Source organism: Paenibacillus sp. p3-SID867 (assembly GCF_025142895.1).
Taxonomy (GTDB): domain Bacteria; phylum Bacillota; class Bacilli; order Paenibacillales; family Paenibacillaceae; genus Paenibacillus_AQ.
On the sequence record NZ_JAMBDM010000005.1, the window covers coordinates 88084 to 104231 of the forward strand.

The 16148-nt window shown below is 50.7% G+C and carries 15 protein-coding genes; 4 read left to right on the plus strand and 11 right to left on the minus strand.

The window, feature by feature from the left end:
• Window positions 1-172: 172 nt before the first annotated feature.
• Window positions 173-940, plus strand: a complete 768-nt coding sequence (locus M4D81_RS12175; protein WP_260066511.1) for an ArsR/SmtB family transcription factor — start codon at window positions 173-175, stop codon at window positions 938-940.
• 143 nt (window positions 941-1083) lie between these two features.
• Here the strand turns inward: M4D81_RS12175 and M4D81_RS12180 are convergent, their stop codons facing one another.
• The 11 genes from M4D81_RS12180 to M4D81_RS12230 form a co-directional block, all read right to left on the minus strand.
• Window positions 1084-2661, minus strand: a complete 1578-nt coding sequence (locus M4D81_RS12180) for a response regulator (RefSeq protein WP_260066513.1) — start codon at window positions 2659-2661, stop codon at window positions 1084-1086.
• Window positions 2636-4561, minus strand: coding sequence for a cache domain-containing sensor histidine kinase (locus M4D81_RS12185; RefSeq protein ID WP_260066515.1), 1926 nt, complete (start codon window positions 4559-4561; stop codon window positions 2636-2638). Before M4D81_RS12185 ends, M4D81_RS12180 begins: the two co-directional genes overlap by 26 nt.
• Window positions 4562-4743: 182 nt before the next feature.
• Window positions 4744-6408, minus strand: a complete 1665-nt coding sequence (locus tag M4D81_RS12190) for an extracellular solute-binding protein (RefSeq protein WP_216532740.1) — start codon at window positions 6406-6408, stop codon at window positions 4744-4746.
• Between the two features lie 136 nt (window positions 6409-6544).
• Entirely contained in the window at window positions 6545-7426 is an 882-nt protein-coding gene (locus M4D81_RS12195; protein ID WP_260066518.1) for a carbohydrate ABC transporter permease, read from the minus strand.
• Between the two features lie 31 nt (window positions 7427-7457).
• The gene (locus M4D81_RS12200; protein ID WP_071222230.1) at window positions 7458-8447 is read right to left on the minus strand and encodes an ABC transporter permease; all 990 of its coding nucleotides are present in this window, start codon (window positions 8445-8447) and stop codon (window positions 7458-7460) included.
• Window positions 8448-8785: 338 nt separating this feature from the next.
• Window positions 8786-8959, minus strand: coding sequence for a hypothetical protein (locus M4D81_RS12205; RefSeq protein WP_181469830.1), 174 nt, complete (start codon window positions 8957-8959; stop codon window positions 8786-8788).
• Between the two features lie 187 nt (window positions 8960-9146).
• Complete coding sequence (locus M4D81_RS12210; protein WP_071222231.1) at window positions 9147-9383, minus strand: cold-shock protein; 237 nt, start codon at window positions 9381-9383, stop codon at window positions 9147-9149.
• Between the two features lie 96 nt (window positions 9384-9479).
• Window positions 9480-9680: a cold-shock protein CspD gene (gene cspD / locus M4D81_RS12215; RefSeq protein ID WP_006207896.1), complete on the minus strand. Its 201-nt coding sequence runs from the start codon at window positions 9678-9680 to the stop codon at window positions 9480-9482.
• Window positions 9681-9983: 303 nt separating this feature from the next.
• On the minus strand, window positions 9984-10448 hold the full coding sequence (locus M4D81_RS12220; RefSeq protein ID WP_260066522.1) for a pyridoxamine 5'-phosphate oxidase family protein: 465 nt from the start codon (window positions 10446-10448) through the stop codon (window positions 9984-9986).
• A gap of 28 nt (window positions 10449-10476) precedes the next feature.
• Window positions 10477-12117, minus strand: coding sequence for a glycoside hydrolase family 5 protein (locus tag M4D81_RS12225; protein WP_260066524.1), 1641 nt, complete (start codon window positions 12115-12117; stop codon window positions 10477-10479).
• A 225-nt stretch (window positions 12118-12342) separates the two neighbouring features.
• Entirely contained in the window at window positions 12343-13524 is a 1182-nt protein-coding gene (locus M4D81_RS12230; RefSeq protein ID WP_260066526.1) for an acyltransferase, read from the minus strand.
• A gap of 170 nt (window positions 13525-13694) precedes the next feature.
• Between M4D81_RS12230 and M4D81_RS12235 the strand changes: the two genes are divergently transcribed.
• From M4D81_RS12235 to M4D81_RS12245, 3 genes are all read left to right on the plus strand, one after another.
• On the plus strand, window positions 13695-14444 hold the full coding sequence (locus M4D81_RS12235; protein ID WP_162487631.1) for an amino acid ABC transporter ATP-binding protein: 750 nt from the start codon (window positions 13695-13697) through the stop codon (window positions 14442-14444).
• Window positions 14445-14541: 97 nt separating this feature from the next.
• Window positions 14542-15351, plus strand: coding sequence for a glutamate ABC transporter substrate-binding protein (locus M4D81_RS12240; RefSeq protein ID WP_260066528.1), 810 nt, complete (start codon window positions 14542-14544; stop codon window positions 15349-15351).
• Between the two features lie 134 nt (window positions 15352-15485).
• On the plus strand, window positions 15486-16145 hold the full coding sequence (locus M4D81_RS12245; protein ID WP_397376680.1) for an amino acid ABC transporter permease: 660 nt from the start codon (window positions 15486-15488) through the stop codon (window positions 16143-16145).
• Window positions 16146-16148: the final 3 nt, after the last annotated feature.

Genomic DNA, 16148 nt, shown 5'->3' on the forward strand with positions numbered 1-16148 from the left:
AAATTCTCGATATACCTCCCCATTCGTCCATTCAAATGCCGTAAGCTGACAAACGATTCGTTGTATGATAATATGTGACTATACTGTCACGTTTATAACACATAACCATTTAGTCACATGTAAATAGCCATTTGGATTTTCTTAGCATGCTGTTAAGAAGGAGATGTCACGATTGGAAAATGAAATTTTTAAAGCACTGGCGGATCCCAGCCGACGCACACTCTTGGATCTGCTGTATACATCAGATGGGCAAAGTTTAAGCGAACTTTGTGTTCCCCTGGAGATGACCCGATTCGGTGTCATGAAACATCTTCATATACTGGAGGAAGCCGGCCTTATCACAACGAGAAAGGTCGGCAGGGAGAAGCTGCATTATCTGAACTCCGTACCGATCCGTCAAATATACGACCGGTGGGTCAGCAAATACGCTGAGCCCTGGGCCATGGAATTGTCATCCCTTAAAAATGAATTGGAGCGTGAACCGAATATGGAACAAAAACCTCGACATGTAAACCAAATTGCCATTAAAGCAGCACCCGAGCAAGTATGGCGCGCCATTACCGATCCGGCCAAAACATCAAAGTTCTGGTACAACTGCTCTATCCAATCCAACTGGGAAATCGGCTCTCCTTTCGAACTTAAGAACCCCCAAGGCAAGGTTCAAGCAGAAGGGACCATTCTAAACATAAACCCTCCGCATAAGCTGGTTCTGAGTTGGAGGATGTTAATAAACGAAGATACGGCCGGCGAGAGTCTCTCACGCATTACGTGGGAAATTGATCCCCATGCGGAGCTTAGCGGTGTAACCCTTGTAACGGTTATCCATGATGAGTTTGATGAGGCCAAACATACGGCGAACACACTCAAGTTAGGCTTGCCGATCGTACTGTCGGGATTGAAAACCTTACTAGAAACAGGTTCAACGCTTACTAGTGAATAATAGTGTCAACCGGGAAAACGGGATCGGATGTAAAATCCCCCCGTTCATATAAGAGGGGAGAACCCTGCCGCTTGCGGCCAAGGTTCTCCCCTCTTATATGACAATCGGATTCAGTTGTCTCCTCCTCACCGCATTTGCATTACCTACTCCTGCTGCAGTCCCGGACCTGTTTGTACCTTGATCCGGTATTCATGCGGCGAGATCCCTTCCAGCTCCTTGAAGACACGCGAGAATTGCTTGGTGTTCTCGAAGCCAACCGCTTTGCCTATGTCCGCAAGCTTTATGGCACCGTCCTGAAGCAGTTCCTTGGCCTTCGTAATCCGCAGCTTCTTAAGATATACCACAAAGTTCTCCCCCGTATGGGCCTTAAACGCTTCACTGAAATAAGAATAATTCAAAGACACATAATTGCTGACCATCGCCATGTTCAACGGCCTGTGGTAATTCTCCTCCATGTAACTTACCGCTGCCTTAATCTCCGAATGCTCACTGTGGGCGGAACGAATCCCTTTAACATATTCATTCACGTGCAGCAGCAGATGCTCCAAATTTCTGAAATAGGTGTGAAAATGACGGTAATTGTCCATTGTCCCCACCTTTCGGTACAGCTTCAACACTTCCACCATGGATTCCCCGTACACGCGGAACACCTCATCCAGCACCTGCTCATTAATCCGCTTGCTGACATGTTCCAAATAATCGATGGCCACATGCGGCATATCCTCGATATGAAAAATATCCAGCAGCAGCGCCTTGATCTCCCGCTCCCGCTCCGTGCCGAGCATGTTGCCCAGCTTCCGGATACTCTCTTCCGGCACCGGATATGTGCGCAGCTCTCCCTGAATATCATCATGGCTCATCAGCTTGACGTTGGGATGAATGAACGTATAGCTCAGCGCGGTCAGCGCCTGAATGTAACAGCTCCGGATGTCTTCGACCCGGAAGCCTTCCCGGCTAATGCCCACAAAGAGCCCGTCCATCTCCCGCTCGGCAAACTGCCGTGCCAGCTCCTCGAATTGTCCGTCCGGACTGCCGATGAGCACGACCCTCCCCTTGCTGTCCAGAAAACAAGCGTTGATCCGCCCTTCCACTGAAGCCCTCATGTTATCAATCAATTGCTTCAGCTCATCCTTGTTCATGGCATTGCCGTCTTCGTACTTGTATTTCATCACCGCTACCCGGAATGGCTTCACAAACGAATCAAACCCGATTTCGTTCGCGGCAGCTCCCATATCCAGCCCTTGAGGCAGCTCCAGCAGCTCCTTCAGCCGATGGGTCTGCAACTGCTGAAGATATACCTCGCTGGCGGCAACCCGGTTGTGCACTTCCGCTTGCCGGATCAAAACTTCTTCTGTCTTTCGGAGGGCAGCGAACAGTTCATCCCGTCGAATCGGCTTAAGCAGATACTCCTTTACCTGATAGCGGATCGCCGCCTTGGCATATTCAAAATCGTCATATCCGCTCAGAATCAGAACGACGGGTTTAACCCCCAATGTTCCTTCCAGTTCAGCAAGTGCCTCAATCAGGCGTATCCCGTCCATGACCGGCATCCGGATGTCTGTAATGACGATATCGGCCGGCACTTCGCGGTAAGAATCCAGCGCTTCCTGCCCCTGGGCAGCCAGGCGGATCTCGTACTGATCCGGGAATTCCCGCTCAATCATCGTTTTCAGTCCATACCGGATATTCTTCTCATCATCCACGATCATCAGACTTCTCATGTCCACTGCCTCCTCCTGTTAACAGAACCTTAGGGAAGGTCATGGTCACCTGCGTGAACTTCCCCTCTTCGCTCTTCACTTCGATTCCATATTCATTCCCGTAGAACAACTGGATTCGCTGGTGCACATTCCGAAGTCCGATTCCTCCAGCCTGCACGCCGCCCCGCCCGTAATCTACGGAAGGGAGTTCCTCGTTGTCCGCCATTCGAAGAATCTCGCCCAGCCTGCCCAGTCGATAAGGCTCCATCCCGATGCCGTTATCGGTAACGTTAATCGTGATCCGATCCTCTTCCCATGCAATGGCATCGATCTTGATCCGCTTCTCCTGATCCGGGAACTCGGGCCAGGCATGCTTAACGGCGTTTTCCACGATGGGCTGCAGCGACATTTTTAATACCTCGAGCTCCATGAATTCGGACGGAATATTGAGTTCAAGCCGGATCGGCTCGTCAAACCGGATATTCATGACATCAATGTAATTGCGGATATGGCGAATTTCATCCTTCAATTTAACGTACTCCCCCGACCACTTGAAGTTGTAGCGCATCATCCCGCCAAGTGAGGTCAACGCATCCGAAATCGTCCGCTGCCCCTCGATTTCGGCCAGCATCTTAATATTTTCAAGCGTATTGTACAGGAAATGAGAGTCAATCTGGCTGTGCAGCGTTCGCAGCTCCGCTTCCTTGGTCACCGCTTGCTTGCGTACGCCCTGGGCAATCAGTTCATTGATGGTGCGGATCAATTTGTTAAAATGATGCGCCAGTTCACCAACCTCGCCGCCTCCCTGAATCGTAATGGCTGCGGTAACTTCTCCCTTGCGGACTCTCTTCATCGTCTCCGTTAAACGGCGCAGGCTCTTCAGAATAATGGAATTTAGGTAATACGTAATGATCGACAGCAGAAAAATCAATACAATGTTCGCCGCTATAATCTGCCCCTGGGCCTTGGATACGTTATTCAGCGCCCCTTCCAGGGAAACGACATTCAGCACATGGGCATGAAGCCGCTCCATCGGGGTAGCAATCAGCAGGAACGACGATCCGTCCAGGCTAAACCTGGCATGTATGGTCTTCTCGGAGTCGCCCGCCTCCTGCTTCAGCTTAGCGAACTGAAGCTCCACCTCGCCTCGGAGTCCCTCGTGACTGTTCATGAATGATTGGCTTCGGTCCATGAACAACTGCCCTTCCTGATCGACGATAACCATCTGCGAGCTGTTATCCACGATACCGGCAAAGGTCTTCGGAGCAAAGTACTTGAGCAGCATATCCACCTGGATTACGCTGCTGTAATCCCCGCTATGGACTTGGCGAATCAAGGACACCTTCGGCAGCTCCTCGGACACGTCGGCAGCGTAGCGCTGCAGAATATCGGGATCGCGGTGGTTGAATAACCACATCTCCCCGCCGTCCAACTCCTTGACTTTGGGGAACCACGGCTCGCTTGCGATCCGTTTCTCCTGAAAAATAATTGGCCACATTTCCGTCACGTTTGCGTTGTTTGTGTATAACCGAAGGTGAGTAATATTCGGATTGTTGGTTTGGATCCGCTGGATGTCCTTGAAGGGCCCCCGAGCCAAATCGATCAGCCACGCCACCTCGGGTTCTTCATTGATCCGAAGATAATCCTTGATCCCGTCGTCCGAAATCGCCAGCTGTGCGGCCATTTCAATCGCCTCAATCTGATTCAGCATGTTCATCTTCTCAATTTCCAACAGGAACGAGTTCTGGTTGAGCGCATCGCTGATGTAGGTATCCCGAATCTGCTTAAAAAAATAATTAGACACGATAATGCTCGGAACCAGCAAAATCAAGATATAGGCAGCAACCAAACGACTCTGCATCGACCTGCGGCCAAACCAATAAGTAAACGATTGAATAAGCGATCTTATTCGTGTCATCATGACTGTCACATCCCGTTTTCTATGAATGACCGCAGCCGAGCCCAGTATGAAAAGGCGCCATCAGCCGATCGGATACCCTCCTATATTAGCTCGTGATGCGACAAAAGGCACCCTATTTCGACAATATCGATAATAGGGTACCTTAAGTCCTTATTCTGTTCATCCGCCTGAGCGGATCATCCTTACTTCAGGAATTCCTCAAGCTTCTTGACGTTCTCTTCGTATTCTTTCTGTCTGAATTCCTGAACTTTCGCGAAACCGAGGGATTCACGCTTCGCTTGGTAATCGTTCCAAATTTGATCGAACTCGGCATCCGTTTTAGCAAAGATCAGCTTCGGCAGGATTTTACCCCACTCGTTCATTACCTTGTCGTTAATGATGCCTTCCTCGGAGCTTGCATCCGGATCCAACTGATCGAATTGCGAGAAGCTCTGGGTCTTGCCGCGAGTCCAGTCTTCCATCTGCTTAAACGGCTCGACGGCAGCAGGCATCCAAGGCTGCGTAACGTTGTTATCCATCATCATCCAGAAGGTATGGGATGCTCCATACTTCTTATCGAATGCCCCGCGGTCGCTGTTCAGCAGCTCCGCTACCTCGGGCAGGAATTGATCTTTGCCGTCAATCGTGTCCCATGTCACGCCTTTTTCGCCGAGGTAAGTATCACGCTGGCCTTCTTCGGAGATCAGGTAATCCAGGAAGCGAATGGCGCGCGCTTTGTCTTTTACGTTTTTGGAGATGAGGGTTACCGTCCAGCCGGAGATCGAAGGACCCGACAAGGTCGGCTGATCCAGGTTGGAGTTAGCCGGTCCGTCCACTGCAATGTAGACCGAGTTCGGATCGTTTGCATACAATGCGTTCTGCTGGTTCGCCATATCGCTGCGTTGGTACAGCATCGCGAAATAGCGGCCCTGTGCGATTTTTTCTTCCATCTGCGGACGTTTATCCACGAAAATATCCTTGGACATCAAACCTTTTTCATTCGCCATACGGAACGTCTTCAACCATCTTACATATTCCGGATCGGTGCTGCGGTCGTACAGCTTTCCGTCTTTATCCTGCGGAATGGCAAGGAAGTTCTGCAGGTAGCCCTCGAGGGAGCTGTTTCCTTTTTCATGGAAATCATGCAATCCGAACGGAATGAGCGGCTGTCCGTTCACGTCCGGGAACATTTTCTTGGCGTCCTCAAGCGCTTTCAGGAAACCTTCCGGAGTGCGCATATCCGGGCTTCCGAGCGCCTCATACATGTCTTTGCGGACCAAGAACGTTTGGTTGGAGGTAATGTTATCGCCAAACTTCTCATAGTCCTTCGGTGAAGAGGAGGCATTCGGATAACCGTAAATATTGCCGTCATCCTTGGTGTACCACGACACCTTCGCAGGGTCGGTTACTTTATAGAAATACGGATCGTATTGGTCGGCCAATTCGTTCAGCGGCAGAACGAGGTCGCCTTCGATCATTTTTTTGACAGCGTCTTCATACCATCCCAGCGTAATAAAATCAGGCAGTGTGCCGGAAGCAATCATCGTATTCATCTTCTCGACTTCGTTCCCAGCCGGTACGATGAAGTTGACGTTAACCCCCGTCTTCTTCGTTACGTATTGCGACGTAATGTCCTCGCCCCATTTGTTCGGGAACCAGGCGAAGTTGATGTACCAATCAAACGTAATCGGGGAGGTATCGACTTCCCATCCCGGCTGATCCTGAGTCAATTTTACTTCTTCTGCCGGTTTGTCTTCCTCTTTTTCCGACGCGCTATTATCACCGCCGGACGAGCATGCTGTTGTAAAGGCCATGACCAGCGCGAACATCAACAACAGAAGGCTCTTTGGCTTAAGCATCTTGCTCATGTGTTTACCCCTTTTCTTATTTAAAAATATGATTATATAGAACTCCCGCCGGATTAGGCAAGAGAAGCTACCAGTAAAATATCCCCTCCCCCTGGTGTCCCCGGGAGAGGAAAGCTGCGTTATCAGAGACCGAGAATTACCCTTTAATGGAGCCGATCATCATCCCTTTGACGAAATATCGCTGCAGGAACGGATAGACGAATACGATCGGCGCTGTCGTCACGACCATGGTCGCCATTTTGATCGATTGGGAAGTGACCGTCTTGGACACGCCGCCCGGCACCTGGGCCATCATCTGATTCGAGCTGGATTGAGCGACGACTTTATACAGATACGTCTGGATCGGCTGGAGGTCCGTGTTGTTGATGTAGATGACACCAGTGAAATAATCGTTCCATTGGAATACCCCGTGAAACAATGCAATTGTCGCGATGACCGGCATGGATACAGGCAGCACAACCCGGAGGAAGATGGACCAGTCATTAGCCCCGTCAATTTTAGCCGCCTCCTCAAGTCCGTCCGGAATTTCCCGGAAGAAGGTCATGAAGATGATAAGATCGAAGAAACTGAACATAAACGGAATAATGTATACCAGGAAGCTGTCGAGCATATTCAAATCCTTGATCAACAGATAGGTCGGAATCAGTCCGCCGCCGAAAAACATCGTCACCGTTCCGAGCAGAATATAGAATTTGCCGCCGATCAGTCCCTTCCGTGAGAATGCATAGGCGACCATCGCGGTGAAGAGGACGTGGATGAACACGCCGATCACGGTTTTGGCTACGGTAATGCCCATCGCCGTCATGATGCCGGAGCTCTGGAACACCGCGCTGAAATTCTCGAGGCTGAACATCCGCGGCCACCAGTAGATTCCTCCGCGCATGGCGTCCTGCCCGTCATTGAAGGCATTTACCAGCACGTACCAGATCGGGTAGATCGTCAGAAAGCATACGATCAGCATGCCGAAATTATTGAATATATCGAAGAAGGCTTCGCCTTTGGTTCTGCGTTTAAACATGGATTATTCGTCTCCCTTCTGGCTGGTCTCGCTAGAATAGTGATGTGTCGTTCAGTTTTTTGGTCACCTTGTTCGCGATCAACAGCAGGATAATCGCAATGACGGACTTGAACAATGAAACGGCTTGCGCGTAGGAGTAACGTCCGTTCTGCATCCCGGTGTGGTACACGAAAATATCGATGACGTTGCTCGCGCTTTCGTTCAGCGAGTTCCGGAGCACCAAAATCTGATCGAAGTTGGAGTTCAGCACACCACCAATTGCAAGAATGAAGAGGATGGAAATGGTCGATTTGATACTGGGAAGGGTGATGTACCACATCTTCTGAAACCGACCTGCGCCATCAATCGTCGACGCCTCGTACATTTCAGGCGAAATGCTGGCAATGGCCGCCAGATAGATAATCGCGGACCACCCAAGCTCCTTCCATATATCCGAGGTGATAATGATTCCCCAGAAATATTTCGGTTCGGCCAGATACGTGATCGGCTCATCGATCATATGCAGAGCCATCAAAATATTGTTGATAATCCCGATATCCGCCAGCCAGGTCATCAGAATGCCGCCCAGAATGACCCATGACAAGAAGTGAGGCAGATAAGAGATCGTCTGAATAGTCCTCTTGTATCGAACAGACCGGATTTCGTTCAGAAAGAGTGCAAAAATAATCGGGAGCGGAAATCCGATAAACAGCTTCAGCAAGCTGATCCCGAGCGTGTTCCGCATAACGTTCGTAAAGTCCTCGTCTGAGAAGAACTCCTTAAAGTGCGCCAGCCCTACCCATGGCGCTTCGCCGATGGACTTCACGATATTGAATTCCTTAAATGCAATGATGACACCGTACATCGGTATGTAGTTAAAGATGATCATCCACGCAACGCCGAGCAGCGCCATAATTTGAAGATGTCGTTGGCCGTAGAGCTTTCTGAGCCATCTCTTTCTGTCAAGCTTCTTCTGTACAGAAGGCTCCATTGAGGGACCGACACCGGTTTCGGAAACGTCGGCATGAAGTTGATTTTGCATGGTTATGACCTCCAGGTTGATCCTATCATTTTGAAAACCTTTACATTCTTTATGTTTATATTGTAGATCGTCCTTTCTCTGCACGAAAGGTTTCAGATTTCGTTTCAAGGGGCTCATTTTTCGGGTACACTTCGCCATTCACGAAAAAACGCAACCCAAAAACGAAATATTGCGCCCTCTACTCTTCCAGACACAAAAAAAAAGGCACGGACAGCAGCCTCCACAGCTGCCATTCATGCCTTTCCTCTTGCTCTAACGATCTTTCGCCACAAGCGATCCATCGGATCGCTTGTGGCGGCGTTATCGTTTTTCGTCACGTATATCAAACGGTTTCCCAGTTATTCCCCTTTGTCTTCCTCACGTTGTTCCTGTTTGCTTTCGTGTTCCTGTTGGTATTTCTCACGCATCAGCTTCTGCATGATGAATTTCTCCTGATCGTTCAAGCCGCCTTGGTTATCCTGGATGATCATGTTGTCAATGTTCCTCTTCAGTACCTCGGTTTGCGTGTTCAATACATTTCACTCCTTTGAATTTTGCGTCCCTTATCCGTAAAATCATTCTGAATCAGAATGAAAGGGTACACGTATTACTAACCATTCTCCTTCCAATGAAACAGAAATAGACGGATTTACCATAAAATCCGAAGGTAGCTTCAAGAAGAATTTGTGTTTGCCCAGCGCTTTCTCTAGGTATTAGCTGCTATTTGCGCTCGATCTGAATCCCCTTAGCCAGAGATTTCTGTTGTTTATTGGTATTAACTAGCTGCGGCAGGCTTCTCGTTTCCTTGACCATAGGGGATTGACACAAATGGCATACCGGTTCCGTGTCGAACGCAAAATCGTCCCGCATCCACCCTTTGCAGTCTTCCTTAGTGCATGCCCAAACTTCCGTTATTTCTTCAGGAATACTCTCCATCGAGTTTTTACGCGAATACATGAACGCTCCTCCTTATTCTCGTCTTAGAAAATAGAAACGCCGTATAAAAGAAAACTGCCCTTAATGTCGCACATTAAGGGCAGTCTTCAATTGTAATTACAATTTAACAACGTTCTCAGCTTGTGGTCCACGGTTTCCTTCAACAATGTTGAATTCAACGCGTTGGCCTTCGTCAAGCGTTTTGAAGCCGTCGCCTTGGATCGCGCTGAAGTGAACGAATACATCGTTACCGCCTTCAACTTCGATGAAACCAAAGCCCTTTTCAGCATTAAACCATTTAACAGTTCCTGTTTGCATGGGGGAATCCTCCTTGATATATATTTACATGACCTTTTTTCTTCGCAGACGGAATAAAAAAATTCACATATTGCACAAGGTTACCAGAAATGACAACCCTCTACAATATGTGAATTCAGGTCGATTTCGATATTCATATCTTAACACATTTGACTGGCGATAGCAAATACCAATGCAAAAGATTCTGCGGAAAAATTAAAGTTATTTTATTCGGCATCATTCCGATTAAGCACGAGCAAGCATATACAACTCCCGGCATATGGCGGGAGCTGTACCCAGAGTAGCGTTTTAACGCGTAAACGTTTACTTTCGCAATTCCTCCAGCGTTTCCTTCCAGCGCTGCAGGACTCCTTCCGGGTCGTGCAGCTGAAACTTCACGGCCGATATAATATCTGCATACTTCGCGATATCTTCGCGAACAGCCACTACCTGGGCATCAAAACGCTGCAGCGGATGCCGGGCATCCGGCAGATCGGGAAGCGCTTGAAGGCGCAGCCGAACATAATGGGCCGCTCCATCATGAATTGCCACCAATGTGCCCTGTCCGGTGCGAAGAAGATTGCCAGTCGTAACCGTTCCCTGCCATAATGCAAGTCGAAGCCGGTTCCTGTCTAAGGCCAGCACCTCCCCCACGCTGAGCATGGCCGTATTCGGCCATCCATCTTCAGTTACGCTCAATAGCATCATCGCTTCATACTGTTTCAACTCCAGATCCGAGCCATCCAGCCATTGGCACAACCCTTCTGATATTGCAGCCTGTTCCGTCACAGCGCCATCTCCCCTTCACCATATCACTTTAACGAGCTTCGATAAATTCCAGCCAATCCAGCTCGATGCGGCCTTTATTCACCATAAACACCAGATCCACGGGGCCTTCCTCAATCGGCATAGCCGCAGCCACCCTATGGATGTCCCACTGTCCATCGCCAGAGTCAGACAAGGAGATAAGCTCAGGCTCCCGGTCCCCGATCTGGAGCATAATATCCACCGTTCCCTCGGGAATCAGGGCCCGAATGTCCAGATGAAAGATGCCTGCACCAGCGCAAAGCGCATCATAAGCAAGCCAATCGCCCTCCCGGAGCTGTACGCATACTAGGTTGTCCTCCGCCCACGGTTTGCCGCCTTCCGGAGCGTAGCTTGGTTTCTCTGCCTTGCCCGTCATCATTCGCATCGGAACGCCGTCCGAAATCCGGAAGCCGATATCCTGGCTGGCCTTTGCCATAATATGATAAGAAAGGCCCTCGCCCCGATATCCGTAAAACTCCGCCGGAATCTGAATGGGCAGCCGGCGAAGCAGCGACCGTGATATGTTCGGGTAAGCATCGCAAGCTGCCAGCGGAAGATGATCCAGGAATTCGCCCAGAATCGCTTCAGCTTCAGCGGAAGAGGGCCTCTCTCCACCTTCCAGGTATTCCGTCAGCTTCTCCCAGCCTTTCGGCATGCGAATCGAGAAAGGTGAGTTTTGAGTGTTCATCTTCTTCCAGGTCCAGAAGTTCCAGGATATGTTATGGTCCTCAAACATTCGGAATGCGCCCGTATACCACTGCGGGTTAATCTCGCCGCCTTCACCCATGAAGATCGGCACATTCCATTCTTCGCGAAAATCCAGATACTTCTGAATGCTCTCCGTATCGGGATTATTCCAGTACTTATGGAACTGCAGCATCAAATTATCGTCAAACTTGTCGTCAAAAATACTCCAGTCCGTTGACCAATGGACGCCTTCCAAAATGATCATATGGCGCTTGTCCACTTCGCGTATAGCCGCGGTGATTTCCTTATATAGCGGCATCACCCGGTCATTGTACTCGCTGAACCAGTCGGGCAGCGGTTCGTTAAGCAGGTCGTAACCGGCCACGATCCACTCATCTTTATAGCGTTCCGCCAACAAGCGCCACAGTGCCACGGTTCGCTCCGCGTTCCGTCGATCCGTGAACAGCTCCGGCAAATCCCGCTCGGAATCGTCGATATTGGCGCCGGTCTGTCCGCCTGGCGCGCCATGCAAATCCAGAATAACATACAGCGAATACGTCCTGCACCAATCGATCACCTGATCAATGAGCCTCAGATGACCTTCATGATATACAAAAGGCGGGTGCTGCCCTTCCTCCATAATGAACCTCGCGTTGATCGGTACTCGAATGGAATTGAAGCCTTCCGAAGCGATCTGCCGGATATCGGCTTCGGTGATATAACGCTCGTAATAGGTCTCCCAGAACGCAGCCGCCTTCTCCTCGCCGATCAGATCCCTGACCATGCCTTCGATGCGCCGCGGACGGTCTCCCTGCTCCGGCATTTTCCACATGTATCCTTCCGGCAGCAGCCAGCTGCCAAGTCCGACTCCCTGCAGCAGAATTTCCTGCCCGTCCCCATTCACCACGCGTTTGCCGCCCGCCTTAACAAAACCGCTTACCAAAGGATTTCTGCTATCATTCATATTGGCATTCCCTCGCTTCCATGTCTGTAATGAATGTAATTGACCTGTTCCATATCAACGGCGACATTCGTTCTACAGGCCAAACATCAGTCAAAATATAACATGTCATGCTGGGCAATAAGCTCCATTCCGAAAATCAGGGAATCATTCTGAAATATCGGCCATCGGCCAAAAGAAAAAGGCGCTATCCTCTGTTCGAGGATTGCACCTTTCCACTTATCAAACTTACGATGAAACTTCCGTAACCGGCTGAGCGGGAACAGGTTGACTTGGTGATCTTCCCTTCCGCAAGCCGCCCGGCAGTTTACCGAAAAAGATCCAGGTCCAGCTCCCGAGACGACTCATACTGTACACCACTATATACGAGACAGCCAGCGCGCTGATAAGACCGCCAGCATACCACGCCAGCAGCAGCCAGGAGTTCTCCGTCTGCGGAGGAAAGTCCCGGTAGAGGAGCAGCACCAGCGGATGTACCAGATACACACCGAAGGAATACACGCCGAGCCGCCTGAACCCGTTCAACCACCACGCCCTCTTATTTCCGAAATGAAGAGCAACCTGAAGCATGACCAGTGCGGTTGTCAACGTATGCACATTCCAGAAGGCATCGTAGAGCAGCGGATGATACTCCGTCCCCAGCAGCCGCTGATTGTATCGAAGGCCGATATGCACCAGCGCGGCGCCCAGCCATATTGCCCAAAGGGCGATCCAGCCCAGCTTCCGCAGCGCCGGTCTTGCGGCAAACTGCGTTGAAGTTAGCCAATCCTTGACCCGGTCATAATAAATGCCGATCCACGCCCCAAGAAAATAATACGACAGAAACGACAGCGACCAGCTGTTCCGGTTCGTTACGTCCCACCAGGCATCATTCCCGATATAGAACAACCACTGCAATACAATGCCGACCAGCACGCAGACCGCCGCGAAGCCGCGGAATCGCTTCAGCAGCATCAGCACGAGCGGAAACAGCAGATAGAACTGGATGTTAATGAAGATGAAATATAAGTGCGTGTAAGATTTCCCCGTTGCCAGCTTGGGCCAGAAACTCTCCAGCATTGCCGCCAGATTCGGCTCGCCTCCGCGATGATACCAGGCCACCGTAAAGAATAACACTGAGAACAGCAGGTACGGCACCAGGATATACATCAGCCGGTTTTTGAAGAACCGCGCAAGGTCACGGCCCTTGAACGGACGGTGATAATAGTTATAGAACAGCACGAAGCTGCTCAGGAATATGAAGGTTGTCGTTCCAACCTTCGAGAATATGTTCAGGAAGTTATACAAGCCAAAAAAATCGTCCCCGCGCATCTGAACTGTGGCGAACGACGTCGCATGCACCATCAGCACGCCCATCATCGCAAAGCCCCGAACCAGGTCGATTTCGGTTATTTTTGCACGTTTATCCATGTTGCCTCCTTCATATGAATACGCCCCCTATTATATCTCACTCCCCACCGCTTGGATACTAAATTTTCCTAAAAGTGGCATGGAACAAGCTCCCTTTGCCATACCAGTGTAAAAAGGGCCTGGCACCAAGACAGGACACAAGCTTACATGATGCAAGCGTCCAATTCGAAGTGAATAGGAGGGGATTTCTACTGATTGAATTTAGCCGCGTCAACAAATTTTTCGGAACCTTCCATGTTCTGAAAGAAATCGACCTGACCATTTCCCAGGGGGAAGTCGTTGTCATCGTTGGACCTTCCGGCTCAGGTAAAAGCACGCTGCTGCGGTGCATCAATCGGCTCGAAAGCATTACGGATGGCGAGCTTGTCGTGAATGGCGTCAAGCTGCATGACAAGAAGATCGACATTAATACGTTCAGGCGAAATATCGGGATGGTCTTCCAGCATTTCAACCTGTACCCGCACAAAAAGGTGATCGACAATATCATTCTCGCGCCCATGAAGGTGCTGGGGATGTCCAAAGCGGAGGCAACGGAAAAAGCAATGACGTATCTGCAGCGAGTCGGAATTGCGGACAAAGCGGACAGCTATCCCTCTCAGCTCTCGGGCGGCCAGCAGCAGCGTGTTGCGATTGCCCGCGGATTGACCATGAACCCGAAGATTATGCTGTTTGATGAACCGACGTCCGCACTCGACCCGGAGATGATCGGCGAAGTGCTGGATGTCATGCGTTCACTCGCCCACCAAGGCATGACCATGGCCGTGGTTACCCATGAGATGGGCTTCGCCCGCGAAGCCGCGGATCGAATCGTCTTTATGGACGAAGGCCGGATTATCGAGGATGCGCCCGCCTCCGATTTTTTCAATCAGCCGCGGGAAGAAAGAGCACGGGCGTTCCTGAGCCGTCTGCTGCATCACTAACCCGGACTTGGTGCGTAGGGGCGGAAAGAAATTGCCGCTTGGCTCTTTAGGAGCTTGCTTATTAAGAGAATTCATATCTTTAAGGGGGATCTGGTGTATGAAGAAAAGATTGACGAGGACCTTCAGGTGGAGCGCGGCCCTGCTAGCTTTAGTGATCATGCTGGTCGCATCCGGATGCGGGGGCTCCGGCAATACGGACACCCTCGAGGCGATCAAGAAACGGGGCAAGCTTGTAGCCGGGGTGAAATATGATACGAAGCTGTTTGGACTACAGGACCCTGCCACCGGCAATGTGGAGGGCTTTGATATCGACATCGCCAAAGCGCTGGCCAAAAAAATTCTCGGTGACGAAACCAAGGTCGAGCTCAAGGAAGTTACCTCCAAAACCCGGATCGACATGCTGAAGAACGGGGACATTGACATCATTATCGCCACGATGACTATCACGGAGGAGCGCAAGGAGCAGGTGGACTTCAGCGATGTGTATTTTGAAGCCGGCCAATCGCTGCTCGTAAAGAAGGGAAGCCCGATCACGGGTCTGGAAAGCCTGAACAAGGATACGAAGGTGCTTACCGTAAAGGGCTCTACCTCTGCTCAAAACATCCGCGAGAAAGCGCCCGAAGCGGTCATTCTCGAATTCGAGAACTATCAGGACGCCTTCACCGCCCTCAAAGCGGGACAGGGCGATGCCCTGACCACCGACAATTCCATCCTCCTCGGCATGCAGCAGCAGGACCCGAGCTTTGAGCTGGTCGGCGGCAACTTTACGGATGAACCCTACGGCATGGCCATCAAAAAAGGGAATCCGGAGTTCGTGAAAACCGTCAACGAGCTGTTGAAGGAGCTGAAGGATAGCGGCGAATACGACAAACTGTATGAGCAATGGATGGGCGTAAAACCGGAATAACCGCAAGCATGTAATGGTCGGCCGGGCTTAAGTTGTCATGGCTCCAATCAGGTTCCTCCCTATTATCGGGCGGAACAGCCTGGCTACTTTTGACCGGCTAAACGACCATCATCCCCCATTGGAGGTGAGGCATTTTGACCTTGTGGGATTTTAACATTCTGGTCCAGCACTGGGATCAATTCATGGCTGGCCTGGGCCAGACCATTCTCGCCAGCCTGCTTGGGCTGATCGGCAGCCTGGTGCTGGGCACCTTGATCGCCATTCTGCGGATTGCCCCATTCCGCATATTGAAAGCCATCGGCGCCATCTATGTTGAGTTTATCCGCAACATTCCGCTGCTGGTGGTTGTCTTTTTCTTTTTCCTGGGCCTGCCCTCTCTCGGCATACCGGTGGACCCGTTTACTTCGGGTACGCTTGGGCTAATGGTGTATACGGCTGCCTTCATTGCCGAAGCCATTCGGGCGGGGATCCAGGCGGTACCTTCCGGACAGTCGGAGGCGGCTCGCTCCTCCGGGCTGAGTTATATCCAGAATATGCGCTACATCGTTCTTCCACAGGCGATCAAAATCGTATTGCCGGCCATCGGCAACCAATTGATCAATCTGGTCAAAAACTCCTCGGTCCTCGGCGTTATCGCCGGACTGGACCTGATGTATTATGCCGATCTGATTAACCTGAGCACCTTTAAAGGCATTCCCGTCTATACGTTTGTGGCCCTGTTCTACCTGCTCCTGACCATACCGCTCAGCCTGGCCGTCCATTACATGGAGCGGCGCTTTGCGAGAAGCAATTGACGT